At 44.2% G+C, this 16073-nt stretch carries 18 protein-coding genes; 15 read left to right on the forward strand and 3 right to left on the reverse strand.

Annotated elements, in window-relative coordinates:
• Positions 1 to 8 precede the first annotated feature (8 nt).
• The 9 genes from glmM (at position 9) to whiA (ending at position 8376) form a co-directional block, all read left to right on the forward strand.
• Entirely contained in the window at positions 9 to 1361 is a 1353-nt protein-coding gene (gene glmM, locus K1J09_RS08430) for a phosphoglucosamine mutase (RefSeq protein WP_061602948.1), read from the forward strand.
• A 129-nt stretch (positions 1362 to 1490) separates the two neighbouring features.
• A complete protein-coding gene (locus tag K1J09_RS08435; protein ID WP_125445214.1) occupies positions 1491 to 3176 on the forward strand; it encodes an Ig-like domain-containing protein in 1686 nt (561 codons plus the stop codon).
• Positions 3177 to 3293: 117 nt separating this feature from the next.
• Positions 3294 to 3422, forward strand: a complete 129-nt coding sequence (locus K1J09_RS08440) for a DUF4044 domain-containing protein (RefSeq protein WP_002895969.1) — start codon at positions 3294 to 3296, stop codon at positions 3420 to 3422.
• A gap of 50 nt (positions 3423 to 3472) precedes the next feature.
• The gene (gene obgE / locus K1J09_RS08445; RefSeq protein ID WP_061589209.1) at positions 3473 to 4783 is read left to right on the forward strand and encodes a GTPase ObgE; all 1311 of its coding nucleotides are present in this window, start codon (positions 3473 to 3475) and stop codon (positions 4781 to 4783) included.
• 11 nt (positions 4784 to 4794) lie between these two features.
• Complete coding sequence (locus K1J09_RS08450) at positions 4795 to 4956, forward strand: hypothetical protein (RefSeq protein ID WP_125352087.1); 162 nt, start codon at positions 4795 to 4797, stop codon at positions 4954 to 4956.
• Between the two features lie 211 nt (positions 4957 to 5167).
• On the forward strand, positions 5168 to 5548 hold the full coding sequence (locus K1J09_RS08455; protein WP_002906916.1) for a RidA family protein: 381 nt from the start codon (positions 5168 to 5170) through the stop codon (positions 5546 to 5548).
• A gap of 55 nt (positions 5549 to 5603) precedes the next feature.
• Entirely contained in the window at positions 5604 to 6494 is an 891-nt protein-coding gene (gene rapZ, locus K1J09_RS08460; protein ID WP_002900704.1) for an RNase adapter RapZ, read from the forward strand.
• Complete coding sequence (locus K1J09_RS08465; protein ID WP_223323444.1) at positions 6491 to 7468, forward strand: YvcK family protein; 978 nt, start codon at positions 6491 to 6493, stop codon at positions 7466 to 7468. The genes rapZ and K1J09_RS08465 overlap by 4 nt, the downstream gene beginning before the upstream one ends.
• Positions 7465 to 8376, forward strand: a complete 912-nt coding sequence (whiA, locus tag K1J09_RS08470) for a DNA-binding protein WhiA (protein WP_223323446.1) — start codon at positions 7465 to 7467, stop codon at positions 8374 to 8376. The genes K1J09_RS08465 and whiA overlap by 4 nt, the downstream gene beginning before the upstream one ends.
• A 32-nt stretch (positions 8377 to 8408) precedes the next feature.
• Here the strand turns inward: whiA and K1J09_RS08475 are convergent, their stop codons facing one another.
• Together K1J09_RS08475 and K1J09_RS08480 are read right to left on the reverse strand one after the other, a co-directional pair.
• A complete protein-coding gene (locus K1J09_RS08475) occupies positions 8409 to 9377 on the reverse strand; it encodes an NAD(P)/FAD-dependent oxidoreductase (protein WP_002900700.1) in 969 nt (322 codons plus the stop codon).
• A 111-nt stretch (positions 9378 to 9488) separates the two neighbouring features.
• A complete protein-coding gene (locus K1J09_RS08480; protein ID WP_125332445.1) occupies positions 9489 to 10805 on the reverse strand; it encodes an FAD-containing oxidoreductase in 1317 nt (438 codons plus the stop codon).
• A 188-nt stretch (positions 10806 to 10993) separates the two neighbouring features.
• Here K1J09_RS08480 and K1J09_RS08485 point away from each other — a divergent pair, with 188 nt between their 5' ends.
• The 6 genes from K1J09_RS08485 to rpsU all read left to right on the forward strand — a co-directional run bounded on the left by K1J09_RS08485 (position 10994) and on the right by rpsU (position 15443).
• Complete coding sequence (locus tag K1J09_RS08485; RefSeq protein WP_004187581.1) at positions 10994 to 11350, forward strand: DUF1304 domain-containing protein; 357 nt, start codon at positions 10994 to 10996, stop codon at positions 11348 to 11350.
• Between the two features lie 114 nt (positions 11351 to 11464).
• Positions 11465 to 11842 carry a BlaI/MecI/CopY family transcriptional regulator gene (locus K1J09_RS08490; RefSeq protein ID WP_125332443.1) on the forward strand — a complete coding sequence of 126 codons (378 nt, stop codon included), beginning with the start codon at positions 11465 to 11467 and terminating at the stop codon, positions 11840 to 11842.
• 15 nt (positions 11843 to 11857) lie between these two features.
• Positions 11858 to 13315, forward strand: a complete 1458-nt coding sequence (locus K1J09_RS08495; protein ID WP_223323448.1) for a M56 family metallopeptidase — start codon at positions 11858 to 11860, stop codon at positions 13313 to 13315.
• A gap of 377 nt (positions 13316 to 13692) precedes the next feature.
• Positions 13693 to 14424, forward strand: coding sequence for a polyphosphate polymerase domain-containing protein (locus K1J09_RS08500; protein ID WP_149566383.1), 732 nt, complete (start codon positions 13693 to 13695; stop codon positions 14422 to 14424).
• A gap of 11 nt (positions 14425 to 14435) precedes the next feature.
• Positions 14436 to 15119 (forward strand): DUF4956 domain-containing protein, encoded by a 684-nt coding sequence (locus K1J09_RS08505; protein ID WP_002895949.1) that lies wholly within the window; start codon positions 14436 to 14438, stop codon positions 15117 to 15119.
• Between the two features lie 147 nt (positions 15120 to 15266).
• Positions 15267 to 15443 carry a 30S ribosomal protein S21 gene (gene rpsU / locus K1J09_RS08510; RefSeq protein ID WP_000048054.1) on the forward strand — a complete coding sequence of 59 codons (177 nt, stop codon included), beginning with the start codon at positions 15267 to 15269 and terminating at the stop codon, positions 15441 to 15443.
• Between the two features lie 113 nt (positions 15444 to 15556).
• On the opposite strand, the gene mscL is transcribed toward rpsU, so the two are convergent.
• Positions 15557 to 15940 (reverse strand): large conductance mechanosensitive channel protein MscL, encoded by a 384-nt coding sequence (mscL, locus tag K1J09_RS08515; protein WP_002904176.1) that lies wholly within the window; start codon positions 15938 to 15940, stop codon positions 15557 to 15559.
• Positions 15941 to 16073 lie beyond the last annotated feature (133 nt).

Below are 16073 nucleotides of genomic sequence, written 5' to 3' on the forward strand. Positions count from 1 at the left end.
TATTTATAATGGGTAAATACTTTGGAACCGATGGTGTTCGCGGAGAAGCAAATGTGGAATTAACGCCGGAATTGGCCTTTAAACTCGGCCGCTTTGGTGGTTATGTTCTGAGCCAGCACGAAAGTGAAGTTCCCCGGGTCTTTGTTGGCCGTGATACTCGAATTTCAGGAGAAATGCTGGAAAGCGCCTTGGTTGCAGGACTTTTGTCCGTTGGGATTCATGTTTATAAGCTAGGTGTCATTGCAACGCCTGGTGTGGCTTATCTGGTCAAGTCAGAGAAGGCCAGCGCGGGAGTCATGATTTCTGCTAGCCACAATCCAGCTTTGGATAATGGTATCAAATTCTTTGGTGGTGACGGCTATAAGCTGGATGACGAGCGTGAATTGGAAATCGAAGCTTTGCTGGACGCAGCAGAAGATACCTTGCCACGTCCAAGCGCCGAAGGTTTAGGTGACTTGGTTGACTATCCAGAAGGGTTGCGCAAGTACCAACAATACTTGGTTTCAACTGGTTTGGAACTAGAAGGAATGCATGTGGCCTTAGATACGGCTAACGGTGCGGCTTCTACCAGCGCCCGTCAGATTTTTGCGGATCTCGGCGCACAGTTGACGATTATTGGAGAAAATCCAGACGGCCTCAATATCAATCTGAATGTTGGATCTACGCATCCAGAAGCTTTGCAGGAAGTTGTTCGTGAGTCTGGTGCAGCGATTGGTCTGGCCTTTGATGGAGATAGCGACCGCCTCATTGCCGTGGATGAAAATGGTGAGCTGGTAGACGGTGACAAGATTATGTACATCATCGGTAAGTACCTGTCTGAGAAAGGCGAGCTGGCGCAGAATACCATTGTTACGACTGTCATGTCCAACCTAGGCTTCCATAAGGCTTTGGATCGCGAAGGTATTCAAAAGGCTGTGACAGCAGTTGGTGACCGCTATGTAGTAGAGGAAATGCGCAAGAATGGTTATAATCTTGGTGGCGAGCAGTCTGGACATGTTATCATCATGGACTACAATACGACAGGTGACGGTCAGCTTTCAGCTGTGCAATTGACCAAGGTCATGCAGGAAACAGGTAAGAAGCTATCTGAATTGGCTGCTGAAGTAACTATCTATCCGCAGAAACTAGTCAATATCCGTGTGGAAAACAGCATGAAGGATAAGGCGATGGAAGTTCCAGCTATTAAGACGGTCATTGAGAAAATGGAAGCTGAAATGGCTGGCAATGGCCGGATTTTGGTTCGTCCGAGCGGAACAGAGCCTCTGCTGAGGGTCATGGCTGAAGCACCAACTGACGAAGAAGTAAATTATTATGTAGATACCATTGCTAATGTTGTTCGAGATGAAATTGGAATTGAGTAATAAAACGTAAAGAAACTGAGACACAACGTCTTGGTTTTTTTACATTGTTATGAATTTTTAAACACTACGAATAAAAATGTTGATAAATTGCAATACTCTTGGTATAATAAGCTACGAAAGGAGAAAAAGATGAAAAATAAAAATACAATTATTTTTAAAATTCTTATCTTATTAACAGCTATTGTTACAGGTTTAGGTTTTGCTGCTCGAACTCACGCTTCTGAAGTAACTGAATACAGTCAGCAAACCAGCATTACTAAGGATGGTGAGCCATTAACAAGTGACTCAACTGTTAAGACTAATGAAACCTTGTCTGTAACAACCAACTTCACATTTCCTGCGGCTCAAACGATCGCTGAAGGGGATACCCTGACTTTTAAACTTCCGGAAGAATTAAGTCTGATTACTGCCTTAAACTTCGATGTCTATGATGTTGTTAATCATACGGGAGAGTTAGTCGGTACAGCTCAAACTGACCCAGCGACTCAGTCAGTTACAGTGACTTTCAGTAACTACTTTACAAACTATACTCAAAAGAAAGAGCTATCTTTGGGCTTTAATGTTCGCATCAATAACGAAAAAGTCAAAGAAACAGGTCCTGTTTCCTTCAAATTTGGCCAGACAGACTTTTCTTTCCAATACCAGAAAGAAGAAGGAACTGCTGGTGAGTATGAAATGAAATATGGCTACCAGGACAGCACTGATCCGAGTATTGTTAAATGGCGCATTATCCTGAATGCAAGACAGGACATGCTTCGCAACATGGTAATTTCAGACAACTTTGGTGATGGTCTGACACTGGTACCGGGTACTCTACGTGCAGTTCGTTATGCTCCTGTTGCAGGTGGTATTCGCAATGAAGCTCATATCCTGACTCTGCCAGTAGTTGATAACTTTACTAACAAGGCAGTTCTAACTCAAAACGCTAATGGCGATGCTAACGGTTTTACCATTAACTTTGGCGATAACTACAACTGGCCAATGTACATCGAGTACTCTACTCGTGTACCAGAAGGTACTAAAGTGGGGGATGTGGTTAACAACACCCTGTCTTGGACAGCAAAAGGCTTCCCAGAGCGTACTATTACTAAGTCAGTCCGCTTGGAAGAGGGCTCTGGTAAAGGAAGCGCTGTGCTAGCAAAAGATGTGAAGATTCAGGCACAGAAAAAACTTGTCAATAAAGTGTTAGAGAAGGGTCAATTTACCTTTGGTCTCTTTGACGAAAACGGTGTTTTACTTCAAACAGCTACCAATGAAGCTGATGGTTCTATCAATTTCAAAGCCTTGAACTATAATGCAGCTGGTGACTACCGCTACAGCATTAAGGAAATTCCGGGCAATGATGCTAACTACATCTATGATGACAAGGAAGCTCAGCTGACAGTTACTGTTAAAGATGTGAATGGTGAGTTTTTGGGCTCTGTTAAATATGATTTGGATCCTGTCTTTACAAATACCTATAGAGGTAATGATCCAGGCAAGGCAGTTCAGCCACCTAACCCTGGAAATAACAACAATCCAAACAATCCAAATAACAACCCTAACAACAATCCAAACAATAATCCGAATAATACCCCAGGTAATGGTAACAATACCCCTGGTAACAGTTCCGATAATCCAAAGGGTGGAACAGACAATCCAGGAAATGGAAATAACAATTCAAACAATGGTACCAATGATCCAGGTGCTGCAGGAGGCAACAAAAAAGTTCTGCCTAAGACTGGTCAAGAAACGACGCTTTGGCTGTCAGTTGCAGGTTTGGCAATCTTAGTTGGCTTTGGAAGCTATGTCTTTCTTCAAAAGAAGACTAGATAAGATTCAAAGGTTTTAAGAGTTTTCTCTTAAAGCCTTTTTGCATGGTTTTCCATTTGAAAAAACGGAGCAATCGTGTTAGAATAGACCTAGTAATTTTTAAAGGATAGAGGTGTTATCGTGGCTTTTGGAGATAACGGACAACGCAAAAAAACAGGATTTGAAAAATTGACGATGCTGGTCGTGATTATCATGCTCATCGTGACAGTCGGAGCAATCTTTGCTTCTGCTCTCAGTGCAATCTTTTAATCCAAACGCTTCAGGGCGTTTTTTTAGACTAGAAAAAGAGAATAGAAAAAATGAGTATGTTTTTAGATACGGCCAAGATTCAAGTTAAGGCTGGCAATGGTGGCGATGGCATGGTGGCCTTTCGCCGTGAAAAATATGTTCCGAATGGCGGTCCTTGGGGCGGTGATGGCGGTCGTGGCGGCAATGTTGTTTTTGTCGTAGACGAAGGTCTGCGTACCCTGATGGATTTTCGCTACAATCGCCACTTCAAGGCTCAATCTGGTGAAAAGGGCATGACTAAGGGCATGCATGGCCGTGGCGCTGAGGACTTAATTGTTCGTGTACCTCAAGGGACAACGGTTCGTGATGCGGAGACAGGCAAGGTGCTAACGGACTTGGTAGAAAACGGCCAAGAATTCATCGTAGCGCGTGGCGGTCGTGGCGGTCGTGGAAATATCCGCTTTGCGACGCCTAAAAATCCTGCTCCAGAGATTTCTGAGAATGGAGAACCGGGTCAAGAGCGTGAGCTTCTGCTGGAGCTCAAGGTACTAGCAGACGTTGGTCTTGTCGGCTTCCCTTCTGTCGGGAAATCCACTTTGCTTAGTGTCATCACAGCAGCTAAGCCTAAGATTGGTGCTTATCATTTTACGACAATCGTGCCCAATCTAGGTATGGTCCGCACTCACTCAGGGGAGTCCTTTGCGGTGGCGGATTTGCCAGGTTTGATTGAGGGGGCCAGCCAAGGGGTCGGACTGGGTACTCAGTTTCTCCGTCATATTGAGCGGACACGGGTTATCCTTCATGTCATTGATATGTCAGCTAGTGAGGGGCGTGACCCTTATGAGGACTATCTAGCTATTAATAAAGAGTTGGAATCCTACAACCTTCGTCTCATGGAGCGTCCGCAGATTATTGTTGCTAACAAGATGGATATGCCAGATAGTGCTGAAAATCTCAAGGTATTCAAAGAGAAATTATCAGCTAATTATGATGAGTTTGCGGAACTACCGCAAATCTTCCCGATTTCTAGCCTGACCAAGCAGGGACTTGCGACCCTCTTGGATGCGACCGCTGAATTACTAGATAAAACACCAGAGTTCTTGCTCTATGATGAGTCTGAAATGGAAGAGGAAGCTTACTATGGCTTTGACGAAGAAGCGCCAGCCTTTGAAATTTCTCGTGATGATGATGCGACTTGGGTGCTGTCAGGTGACAAGCTTGAGAAGCTCTTTAATATGACCAACTTTGACCGCGATGAAGCAGTCATGAAATTTGCTCGTCAGCTTCGCGGTATGGGCGTTGATGAAGCCCTTCGCGCTCGCGGAGCCAAGGATGGGGATCTGGTTCGCATCGGCAAGTTTGAGTTTGAATTCGTTGACTGAGGAGGCTTGCAATGGGTGATAAACCAATATCCTTTCGCGATGAAAATGGAAATTTTGTCTCTGCGGCAGATGTCTGGAATGCAGAAAAGCTAGAAGAGCTCTTTAATAAACTCAACCCCAAACGCAAGCTTCGTCTGGAAAGAGAAGCATTAGCGAAAGCTGAAGAGCAATAAGATTTTATTTTGAGAATCATAAACGCTGGGAAAGATTTCTCAGCGTTTTTAAATCTTAAAAAGTGGGTTCTGATAGGTAAGAAGATTTCCTTTTAGCTTCTAAGGCCCCATCAATGAAAAAATGGAAAAAGGCAAGGCTTATCAATCTGTCGTGGCCATTGCTTGCTATTTTATGGTATAATGAAAAAAATAAGTAGGAGAAGTGATAATTATGGCAAAAACAATTCATACAGACAAAGCACCAGCAGCGATTGGACCTTATGTTCAAGGAAAAATTGTCGGCAATCTCTTGTTTGCGAGCGGGCAGATTCCCCTGTCTCCTGAAACTGGAGAGATCGTTGGGACGACTATTGAAGAGCAGACCCAGCAGGTGCTGAAAAATGTTTCAGCCATTTTGGAAGCCGCTGGAACAGACTTTGACCACGTAGTCAAGGCTACTTGCTTCTTGAGCGATATCAATGATTTTGTGGCTTTTAATGAAGTTTATAAAACAGCCTTTACAGAAGCATTTCCAGCTCGCTCGGCAGTAGAAGTGGCTCGCCTACCTAAGGATGTGAAGATTGAGATTGAGGTTATTGCCGAGATTCTCTAAAAAAGGGCTGGAGAAAACAGCTTTTTGACGGATTCTATCTGATGAAAGGATTATTATGTCTGAGAAGAAAATTCAGCTTGTCATTGTGACTGGAATGAGCGGGGCGGGGAAAACCGTAGCCATTCAGTCCTTTGAAGACTTAGGTTATTTTACCATTGACAATATGCCGCCAACTCTGGTGCCGAAGTTCTTGCAGCTGGTCGAAGGGACCACTGACAATGATAAATTGGCTCTGGTTGTCGATATGCGGAGCCGTTCCTTCTTTTTGCAAATCCAGAACGTTTTGGATGATTTAGAGCAAAACGAGAACATTGATTTTAAGATTCTTTTCCTAGATGCAGCGGATAAGGAGTTAGTGGCTCGTTACAAGGAAACGCGGCGCAGCCATCCGTTGGCAGCTGATGGCCGGATTTTGGATGGGATTAAGCTGGAGCGTGAGCTCTTGGCCCCTCTGAAAAATCTCAGTCAAAATGTTGTGGACACAACTGATTTGACACCACGGGAGCTGAGAAAGACCATCTCTGAGCAATTCTCAAATCAGGACGAGATGCACAGTTTCCGCATTGAGGTCATGAGTTTTGGTTTCAAATACGGTCTGCCTTTGGATGCGGATTTGGTCTTTGATGTGCGCTTTCTGCCTAATCCCTACTATAAACCTGAGCTACGCAATCAGACAGGTTTGGACAAGGATGTCTTTGACTATGTCATGAACCATGCAGAGTCAGAAGAATTTTACCAGCATCTGCTAGGCTTGATTGAGCCAATCTTGCCGGGCTATCAGAAGGAAGGCAAGTCTATCCTGACGATTGCAGTGGGCTGTACGGGTGGTCAGCACCGCAGTGTGGCCTTTGCTCAGCGCTTAGCGGATGATTTGGCTAAAAACTGGCCGGTCAATGCCAGTCACCGCGACAAAAACCGTCGGAAAGAAACGGTGAACCGCTCATGAGAAAGCCACGAATTACAGTCATTGGCGGTGGGACAGGCATTTCTGTTATTTTAGACAGCCTGCGTAAAAAGGACGTAGAAATTACAGCCATTGTCACAGTAGCAGATGATGGCGGGAGTTCTGGTGAGCTGCGGAAAAACATCCAGCAGCTGACTCCGCCGGGTGATTTGCGAAATGTCTTAGTAGCCATGTCTGACATGCCAAAGTTTTATGAGAAGGTCTTTCAGTATCGCTTTGCGGAAGGAGACGGTGTTCTAGCGGGACATCCCTTGGGCAATCTGATTATTGCCGGTATTTCCGAAATGCAGGGATCAACCTATAATGCCATGCAGCTTTTGACCAAGTTTTTCCATACGACAGGAAAAATCTACCCTTCTAGCGACAATCCGCTGACCCTGCATGCTGTGTTTACAGATGGGACGGAAGTTGTCGGTGAAAGCAATCTGACCAGCAAGACCGGGATGATTGAGCGGGTTTATGTGACCAATACCTATGATGACAAGAAGCCTGCTGCCAGTAAAAAGGTGGTTGAGAGCATCTTAGAAAGCGATATGGTGGTTCTGGGGCCGGGTTCACTATTTACCTCTATCTTGCCTAACCTCGTTATTGAGGAAATTGGCCAAGCTCTTCTAGACACCAAGGCAGAAGTGGCCTATGTCTGCAATATTATGACCCAGCGAGGCGAAACAGAGCATTTTTCAGACAGCGACCACGTTCAGGTGTTGCACCGTCATTTAGGCAGGAAGTTTGTAGATACTGTCTTGGTCAATATCGAACCTGTCCCTCATGAGTACATGGACAGTAATCAGTTTGACGAATATCTGGTACAGGTGGAGCATGATTTTCAGGGGTTACAAGAACAGGTTCCGCGCGTTATTTCTTCAAACTTTCTGCGTTTAGAAAATGGCGGAGCTTTCCATGATGGCGAGTTGGTCGTTGACGAATTGATGCAGATTATACAGGTACGCAAATGAGTTTTACAGTAAAAGTAAAAGAAGAACTGCTGAGTCTGGCAAGCAGAGATAAAAATGAGCTGTCAGCCATGATCAAGATGTCTGGCAGTCTGGGCTTGGCCAGTAGTGGTTTGACCCTGTCTGTCACAACAGAAAATGCCAAGATTGCTCGCCATCTCTATGAGTTGCTGTCGGACCTTTATCAGGTCAAGTCAGAAATCCGCCACCATCAGAAGACCAATCTGCGCAAGAATCGCGTTTATACAGTATTTCTAGATCAGAAAGTGGAAGAAATCCTTTCTGACCTGCACTTAGCTGACTCCTTTTTTGGTATCGAGGCCGGGATTGACCAGGCCATTTTGTCAGATGACGAAGCTAGCCGAGCCTACCTTCGGGGAGCCTTTCTCTCAAATGGTAGCATGCGGGAGCCAGACTCAGGCAAGTACCAGCTGGAAATTCTGTCCGTTTATCTGGATCATGCTGAGGATTTGGCTGCCTTGATGCGTCGTTTCCTACTGGATGCCAAGACCATCGAACGCAAGAAAGGGGCTGTTACTTATCTGCAGCGGGCTGAGGATATCATGGATTTTCTCATTGTCATCGGTGCTATGGAAGCCATGGCTGAGTTTGAATCTCTTAAGCTCATGCGGGAAGCGCGCAATGACCTCAATCGCGCTAATAATGCGGAGACAGCGAACATCGCCCGCACGGTCACAGCCAGTATGAAAATCATCAACAATATTGCCAAAATCAGCGATAATATTGGCATTGAAAGTCTACCTGTGGACCTGCAGGAGGTAGCACAGCTTCGTATCCAACATCCGGAATACTCCATCCAGCAGCTAGCTGATAGTCTGAGCCGGCCACTGACTAAGAGCGGTGTCAATCATCGCTTGAGAAAAATCAATAAAATCGCAGATGAATTATAAAAGCTGCTGAGCTTGAGCTCGGCAGCTGTTTTTTATAGGCTTGTAGAATGTTTGGGTTGGACTTTTTGCTCAGGATAGATATGGTTAATGGCATTGTTGACAGCAGTAGGTGCCTCACCTAGCCCAGTTGCAATCAGATCAATCTTGCCCTCGTAGCTGCAGCAGTCTCCGGCTGCATAGATACCTGGCACAGAAGTTTCTTGCTTGCTGTTTACCAAAATCTTGTGACGGTTGAGCTCCAAGCCCCAATCTTTGAGATTGCCGACAGAGGATTTAAAACCGTAGTTGACAAAGAGATGATCTAGGGGCAGAAGCTGACTTTCCTCTCCCTTGACTTGGCTGATTTCCAAGTGGGTAACCTTGCCATTTTCGCCGACCAATCGACTGGGTACAAATGGTGTCTTAATCTCAACACTAGAAGCCTTGAGTTCTTCTACACTATGTTCTAAAGCCCGGAAGTTGTCCCGACGATGAACTAGACTGGTTTCCGCAATCTTTTCAAAAGCTAGCGCCCAGTCAACAGCGGAGTCACCGCCTCCCAGAATGACAACCTTTTTGCCAGCGTACTGGCTGATGTTTGACACATGATAGTGGAGGTTATTGTAGCTTTCAGCATCGTCTAGTTCCAAAGCTCTCGGTTTGAAAGCGCCGCCTCCCATGGCGATGATAATGGTTTTGGTCTGATGCTGAGCTTGAGAAGTCGTGATGGTGAAGCCATCATCAGATTTAACGATATCCAGAACCGTTTCATTGAGGCAAATCTCAGTCTGGAAAGTTTCCAGCTGCTCAATCAGACGCTGTGTCAGCTCTTCGCCACTTAGATTGGTAAAGCCCGGCACATCCAGAATCTTCTTTTCTGGATAGAGAATGGCCGGCTGACCACCCAGCTGAGGCAGGGAATCAATGATTTTAACCTTGGCTTGGCGCAGATGAGCGTAAAAAGCTGCGAATAGGCCAACTGGTCCACCGCCGACAATCGTAATATCATACAGTTCAGACATAATCTTCCTCAATCTTTTTAAAATAAACTAGCATTATTGTACCACAAAAAGGGGTTGAAATGTAAGCAAATGTTTTGAAGACATCTTAAAAGCCCCATCAGGGGCTTAAAATTAGATAGCAAATAAATCGTTGAGGTTTTCAGCCAACGTTGGGTGAGTGAAGATTTGCTTGCTCAAGTAGGTGTAAGGAATCTTATTATCCATGGCTACAGTCAGGATGTTGATAATTTCCTGAGCTCCTGCTGAGAAGATTGTTGCTCCGACGATTTCCTTGGTCTCAGTGTTGACAACAGCCTTGAAGGCACCACGTAAGTCAGCATTGACATGACCACGAGGCATTGCTGCGACTGGAATCTCCTTGACTGCAATCGGTAAACCTTGCTCTTGGGCTTCCTTTTCAGTCAATCCGATTTGAGCCAATGGCGGTGTGATGAACATGCTGGTAGGGACATTTTTACGGTCTTCCAGTGTGTAGCTGCCATCGCCAGCCAGATAGCTATAAAGGATACGGAAGTCATCCAGTGAGATATAAGTGAACTGCAGACCGCCATTGACATCGCCCGCTGCAAAAACGCCAGGTACAGATGTTTCCAAGTGTTTATTGACCTTGATAGCTCCGCGCTCTGTCAGCTTGATATCTGTATTTTCCAACTGCAGTGGCTCAACATTCGGCTTGCGGCCAGTAGCATAGAGTAGGGCATCAAAGCGGAATTCTCCATCCTCTGTCACAACCACAACTTCAGCACCATCATTTTTAATATCCTTGGTTTGCACATTTTGCAGGAGCTGGATTCCGTCTTCTTCCATGTATTGCTTAGCTAGAGCAGCGATAGAAGGCTCTACTCGAGGGAGAAAGACAGGAGCAGCATCCAGCACAGTCACCTGACTGCCCAATTTGTTGTAGAGTCCAGCAAATTCTAAGCCGATGTTACCGCCCCCCAGAATTCCTAAGCGTTTAGGAAGTTCCTTCAGATTTTGGATGCCGGTTGAGTCATAGACATGTTCGGTTTCAGTCAGTCCTGGAATTGGCAGGACATTGGAAACAGCACCAGTATTGATAACAATGGTCTCAGCAGTCAGTTCCTCTTTCTCATCGCCAACTGTGATTTCGATGACTTTATTGGAAAGGAAATGAGCTTCCGCATCGATGATGTCAACACCAGCGCCACTGATTGCTGCGTAGTTCTTCCCGTTGAGACGGCTGGTTACAGCGTTCTTTTCAGCCATGACTTGGTCGAAAGCCAGGCCTTTTTCAGCTGCGACAAGCAGGGTCTTGGTTGGGATGCAGGCGATATTAATACAGGTTCCCCCATACATAGCCTTGCTTCGCTCAATCAAAGCAACTTTTTTTCCTTGGGCCGCCATTTTGGCTGCCAATGTTTTACCGGCCTTACCAAAGCCGATGACAATTAAATCATAGGTTAACATAAACTACCTCCATTTTTCAAAAAGATTGTATCACATCCAGTCAGAAATTGCTGATTTCTGCTACGCTTTTTTTCTTCAGTATTTTTAGTCACACTTTTTATACAAACTGTCCATTTTTGAGCAAGATTTTCGCAGATCCAGTCAGTCTGTGTTATACTAAGTTTCGTTATTTATTTTAGGAGAGTAAAATGTCTATTATTACACTGATTTTGGCAAGTTTGGTTGCCTTGGAATTTTTCTACATCCTGTACTTGGAGACCATTGCGACGACTTCTGCAGCAACAGCTCGGGTTTTCGGTATGTCACAAGAGGAGTTGGAGCAGCAGTCGGTCAATACACTTTTCAAAAACCAAGGAGTTTACAACGGATTGATAGCTGTTTTGGTCTTGATTGCAGCCTTTGTACAGCCTAGTCCGGTTTGGCTGGGAATTTTTATGGTTTATATCATCTTGGTGGCAGCATACGGTGCAGTGACCAGTGACCCTAAAATCTTGTTCAAGCAGGGAGGACTGGCTATGCTGACCCTACTTAGTTTATTTTTCTAATAGAGTGCGGAAAATTGATTTCCCATTCTTTTTTTATATAATGATTGACTTTTTTGTTAGACAAGTGTAGAATAAAGATAGAAATAGCATTAATTTAGAAAGCGCGTGGGAACGATGAAAAGACCTATTAAACGTTTGCCAGATGGGGAATTTACTATTTTAAAAGTAATTTGGCAGCTGCCTACCCCGACGACCTCTGCCCGTATCATGGAAAAGCTGGGACCAGACAATCACTGGAAGCCCCAGACTTTGCTTACAGTTTTGGCTCGCTTGACGGAAAAGGGCTTTTTAGAAAGTGTCCGCAAGGGACGTGAAAGGCAGTATACAGCCTTGATCTCAGAAGATGAGTATCTGGAAGTTGAGGCTTCGGATTTCTTGAAGCGTCACAGCGGCCGTTCTATGGGCGGATTTGTCAAAACACTCTTTTCTTCTAACTCCTTTTCGGAAAATGAATTGGATGAGCTGCGCAGTCTGCTCAACCAAGGAAAGTAGGATGGAGGGATAAGCATGAAACAATTCCTTCTTTCTTTTCTTCTGACCAGTTTGTCAACATCCATTTTGGTGCTTTTGCTTAGTCTGCTTTTTACGGCCTTTAAAACTAAGATTTCGGTCAGAGTGAAGTATTTTATTTGGTTTCTGATATTGCTGAGTTTTCTGTTTCCGTTCCGTCCCCAATTTGGCTCAGGCCTGATTCGGCTGAATACAGGATCGGTAGTTCAGACAGCAGTGACTGCTACCCAGACAGGTGGAGCTCAGGGTGCTTCTCAAGCAGTTGAAAATGCTGCCCAGACAAATCTATGGGAGGCTTTTCTGGGCCTACCTTGGTTTGAAATTCTCTTTGCCATCTGGCTGATTGGCTTTGTCTTTAGTATTGGAAGATATGCTTATTCTTATATTCGCTTCAGAAAGATGCTGAGGCGCTGGGGCACGGAGTTTCAGGACGAAGAAGCGATGGCTCAGCTGCGGGCTGTTCAGCAGGAGATGGGAGTTAAGGGCCGGATTCGTCTGCTCCACTATCCTATGTCCCAAAGTCCTATGCTGCTAGGTTTCAGAGATATTTTAATCGTGCTGCCAGAGTTGGACTACACAGAAGAAGAGCTGCAGCTGATTTTCAAGCATGAGCTGACTCACTATAAGCACCGCGATGTTTTAGTTAATCTTTTGGGAATTTTTGCCAAGAGTCTGCACTGGTTTAATCCGGTTGTCCGCTTTGCCTGCCGGGAAACTCAGGAAGCAGGAGAAATGTACTGTGACTACGATGTTCTGAGCTGTAGAGATACAGAGTATCGGACTTTCTACGGTGAAACGATTTTGACCATGATAGACCGCAGTAAGAAGACCCCGATTGCTCTGACGACCTGCTTTTACTCTGACAAGTTTAATCTCAAGCGTCGGATTGTCGGTATTATGGATAATCGCCTGCCTAAGAGGTTTCTGTCTGCTGCTTTTGTAGTGGCCGTTCCTCTCCTTTTGCTCTTGACTAGCTCGGTCTTTGCTCTAGAAAGTCCAGCTGCTCAACAAAGCAGACCTGTGGCCGAACAAAAACAGTCTCGAGGGCTCAGTCAGCGTCAGGCTCTAGCGTCCGTCTTAAAAGAGCTGTCTCTTTCTGAAAAAGATATTAAAGATTTACAAATTTCTCGTGAGAAAGACACTTATAAGATTCGCTTCTCACACGGGCAAACGGCCCATGAAACCATTGTCAATGCTAAGGATGGAAAATTGATCCAATCCAAGCAGCATACCATTGTCGAAAAGACAGTAACGGTCGAAAAAGAAGTCAGTCCATCCTCGTCTGCTGCATCAACTCCAGCCGACAACAGCGCTACTGCAGGCGCAGGAAATACGGGAGCAGCGGGCTCTACTGGAGCCAGTACAGCAACAGTTCAAACTCCGTCTCAGAACAGTTCCTCTCATACGACAGACACTGATGATTCGGACGATGATGATGACCATGATGACGATTAAATAAAGGATTCTGCCAGTTTAAGTTTCTTAAAAGATTAGACTGGTAGAATTTTATTATCTTCTCAAAGGGGGATTTGGCAATCCTCCAAGAGCAGTTTGTCATCAGTTTATCTTTATTTTAGGACGATTTTGCTTACAGTTTGCACTTCGTTTCCTAATGCAAAAAAAACTGAAAGATTATTTATCTTTTTTCTTGACATTCATAAACGACAATTGTAGAATATACTTATAAACTACATTTGTAGAATGTTTTTGAAAAATACTGCTTGGAAAGGAGAAGAAAGCAAAGCCTATCCAGACGCTTGTAGGATGCAGAGCGGAAGCTCTATTTCTTTTAAAAGCATAAACTACATTTGTAGAATCAAAGGAGAATTCAAATGAAACAAAAGCAAATCCAAACAAACTTCCAACGAATCGAAACGAAGTATATTCTTGATCGGCCGATGTTAAATCGTCTTGAAGCTGACATGAGACCGTACCTCACCGCAGATGATTATGCGACATCAACCATTTCCAATGTGTATTTTGATAATGATGAGTTCCAGATGATTCAGGATTCCATTGCCAGAAAAGGTGGTCGCGAAAAGATGCGGATGCGCACTTATGCTGAGCAGCCAAATGATGATAGTCAAGTTTTCTTGGAAATCAAGAAGAAACGCGATGAAGTAGGTTTCAAATACCGTTTGGTTTCGAATCCTCTCTCTGTGACCAACTATATTGTGAATGGTGTGGCAGACCATACTATTTCCGATGATCGGGTCAAGGCAGAAGTGGAGCAGTTGCAGGAGCGCTATATAGACTTGAAGCCAAAAATGGTGATTAGCTATGACCGCTACTCTATGAGAGGCTTGGAAGATAAAAAAGTCCGTGTGACAGTTGATTCCAACATCCGCTACCGTGATTATGATGTAGACTTGGCTTTAGGCCGCTATGGACTGCCCTTGCTGGATGACGACAAGGTGATTATGGAAATCAAGGTTCCTGGTCAATATCCTCAGTGGTTGGCTGATATTCTGAACAAATACGGTCTTGAAGACCAGTCCTTCTCAAAATACGGCAATGCCTACCTGAAAACTAAAGAAAGGCTGACTCAAACAGTCAAGGCCTAAGGAGGTAGTCTATGCTCAATCAGTTATTTAACAGTATCTACTCCTCTACGGAAGTCAAGATAAATCCTTTAGCATTGATTTTCTCACTAGCAACTAGTGTGGTTTTAGGAATTATCTTGGCCAAGGTCTATAAGCGCCAAACCATTTATACCAAGGAATTTGTCGTCACCCTCTCCCTTTTGCCAGCCATTATTTCCATTATCATCTTCTTGGTTAATGGAAATCTGGGTACCAGTGTCGCCGTAGCAGGAACTTTCAGCTTGATTCGCTTCCGGTCAGCTGCAGGTGGCTCCAAGGAGCTTCTAGCCATCTTTATGGCGACGGCTATCGGGATTACAACAGGGATGGGATTTGTAGCACTGGGAATTGTCTTTACTCTAGCTATTTCAGGCATCTGGATGCTCTTTGAAAAGATGAGCTTTACTTCAGTCAGTCCGACCAGACGTTATGTCCAGGTTCAGGTTCCAGCTGACTTTGACTACGAAGTACTCTTTGATGCTATCTTTGAAACGACTTGTAAATCAGCCGAACTGACCTCTCTCAAGTCGGCTGAAAAGAAGTCTATCAAGCTGGACTATGTTGTTGACTTGAATCCTGACATGAGCGACAGAGAGCTCATTCAGCAGTTCCTGTTCTATGATAAGGTGCAGGACATTTCCCTTTCCAAAGCTGCTAAGAAGCGTAAAACCCTCTAAGTAAAAGAAGACCAGCTGCATCATAGCAGTTGGTTTTCTTGTTTGTATCATAAAAAGGAGCTACATCATACTTACAGAAAATACTTGACACTCTTTTCTATATGTGGTATGATTATATAGATTTTGGACTTGAAGGGAGTGAAAAAAATGTCAAAAACAGTAGTACGCAAGAATGAATCACTTGATGATGCACTTCGTCGTTTCAAACGTGCGGTTACTAAAGCTGGTACTCTTCAAGAAACACGCAAACGTGAATTCTATGAAAAACCTTCTGTAAAACGCAAACGCAAATCAGAAGCAGCTCGTAAACGTAAAAAATTCTAATTGAACAAAAAAGCAGACTCCGGTCTGTTTTTTGTTTTCACTCTTTGGAGAGAAGAGGAAGATTGTGTGCAATGGACAAGAAAAAAACACTGATTTTCATCAGTGAATTCTCTTTATTTTTTCTCAGCCAACAAAGCTTTGATTTCTTGCAGGACTTCCAATTCAGTTGGTCCAGCTGGCGCTTCCTCAACTTCTTCCTTCTTCTTAGCAAGGCTTTGTGCTTTTTCAGCAGACTTGACGATGAAGAAAAGAACAGTACCGATTACCAAGAAGTTAATTACAGCACTCAAGAAGTTACCATAAGCGATCCCGTTCCATTTCAATTGAGAAATTTGCTCCAAGTTTGCAGCTTTCAAAATTGGGTTGAGGAAGAGGGGAGTGATTACGTCAGTAATCAATGAAGTGACGATTGCTCCAAAGGCGTTGGCGATGATCACACCGACTGCCAAATCAATCACGTTCCCGCGCAGCAAGAATTCTTTAAGATCCTTTAACATTCTTTCTTTCCTTTCAAGAATTTATTAATGAGATTATATTATAGCTTATTTATATGACATCCTCAAGATATTTGCTTGTCAAATATTTTACATTTGCATCATTTTAGTATAAAATATAGAATGATATTCTATG

Source organism: Streptococcus sanguinis, from assembly GCF_019928825.1.
Taxonomy (GTDB): domain Bacteria; phylum Bacillota; class Bacilli; order Lactobacillales; family Streptococcaceae; genus Streptococcus; species Streptococcus sanguinis_L.

What these genes read in the sequence shown, in the direction of transcription:
- glmM (WP_061602948.1), top strand. Translation starts at nt 9, where the DNA reads ATGGGTAAATACTTTGGAACCGATGGTGTTCGCGGAGAAGCAAATGTG.
- K1J09_RS08435 (WP_125445214.1), top strand. Translation starts at nt 1,491, where the DNA reads ATGAAAAATAAAAATACAATTATTTTTAAAATTCTTATCTTATTAACA.
- obgE (WP_061589209.1), top strand. Translation starts at nt 3,473, where the DNA reads ATGAGTATGTTTTTAGATACGGCCAAGATTCAAGTTAAGGCTGGCAAT.
- K1J09_RS08450 (WP_125352087.1), top strand. Translation starts at nt 4,795, where the DNA reads ATGGGTGATAAACCAATATCCTTTCGCGATGAAAATGGAAATTTTGTC.
- K1J09_RS08455 (WP_002906916.1), top strand. Translation starts at nt 5,168, where the DNA reads ATGGCAAAAACAATTCATACAGACAAAGCACCAGCAGCGATTGGACCT.
- rapZ (WP_002900704.1), top strand. Translation starts at nt 5,604, where the DNA reads ATGTCTGAGAAGAAAATTCAGCTTGTCATTGTGACTGGAATGAGCGGG.
- K1J09_RS08465 (WP_223323444.1), top strand. Translation starts at nt 6,491, where the DNA reads ATGAGAAAGCCACGAATTACAGTCATTGGCGGTGGGACAGGCATTTCT.
- whiA (WP_223323446.1), top strand. Translation starts at nt 7,465, where the DNA reads ATGAGTTTTACAGTAAAAGTAAAAGAAGAACTGCTGAGTCTGGCAAGC.
- K1J09_RS08475 (WP_002900700.1), bottom strand. Translation starts at nt 9,377, where the DNA reads ATGTCTGAACTGTATGATATTACGATTGTCGGCGGTGGACCAGTTGGC.
- K1J09_RS08480 (WP_125332445.1), bottom strand. Translation starts at nt 10,805, where the DNA reads ATGTTAACCTATGATTTAATTGTCATCGGCTTTGGTAAGGCCGGTAAA.
- K1J09_RS08485 (WP_004187581.1), top strand. Translation starts at nt 10,994, where the DNA reads ATGTCTATTATTACACTGATTTTGGCAAGTTTGGTTGCCTTGGAATTT.
- K1J09_RS08490 (WP_125332443.1), top strand. Translation starts at nt 11,465, where the DNA reads ATGAAAAGACCTATTAAACGTTTGCCAGATGGGGAATTTACTATTTTA.
- K1J09_RS08495 (WP_223323448.1), top strand. Translation starts at nt 11,858, where the DNA reads ATGAAACAATTCCTTCTTTCTTTTCTTCTGACCAGTTTGTCAACATCC.
- K1J09_RS08500 (WP_149566383.1), top strand. Translation starts at nt 13,693, where the DNA reads ATGAAACAAAAGCAAATCCAAACAAACTTCCAACGAATCGAAACGAAG.
- K1J09_RS08505 (WP_002895949.1), top strand. Translation starts at nt 14,436, where the DNA reads ATGCTCAATCAGTTATTTAACAGTATCTACTCCTCTACGGAAGTCAAG.
- rpsU (WP_000048054.1), top strand. Translation starts at nt 15,267, where the DNA reads ATGTCAAAAACAGTAGTACGCAAGAATGAATCACTTGATGATGCACTT.
- mscL (WP_002904176.1), bottom strand. Translation starts at nt 15,940, where the DNA reads ATGTTAAAGGATCTTAAAGAATTCTTGCTGCGCGGGAACGTGATTGAT.